Raw genomic sequence first — 317 nt, 5'->3', positions numbered from 1 at the left:
GCGCGCCGTCCAGGAGCAGGGTGACGGTCTCGCGGCGCTCGGCGTGGGTGCCGCTGGTGAGTTCCGTCAGCTCGGCGTTCATCTGCGCGGACATGGCCGCGACGGTCCGGTCGACGAAGTCGGAGATGGAGCGCAGGGACACATCGAGCAGCTCGGCGAGTTCCGCGTTCTCGCCGGTGAGCGAGCAGGCGATCCGCGTCCACACCCGCACGGCCACGCTTTCGCCCGCGCGATAGGAGTCCAGCGCGGACTCGGCCAGCCCCCGGCGCACGATGTCCCGGGCGATGGCGCGGGTCACCTCGCTCTCATGGGCGGGC

The 317-nt window shown here is 72.2% G+C and carries 1 pseudogene; it reads right to left on the bottom strand.

Annotated features, from left to right (window positions below):
- Window positions 1-317: pseudogene (locus CCN72_RS36720) on the bottom strand (PucR family transcriptional regulator); the annotation flags it as partial.

Origin of the sequence: Streptomyces murinus (assembly GCF_002154555.1) — a bacterium.
Classification (GTDB): Bacteria; Actinomycetota; Actinomycetes; order Streptomycetales; family Streptomycetaceae; genus Streptomyces; species Streptomyces murinus.
This window is presented reverse-complemented; position numbering and strand designations above follow the sequence as displayed.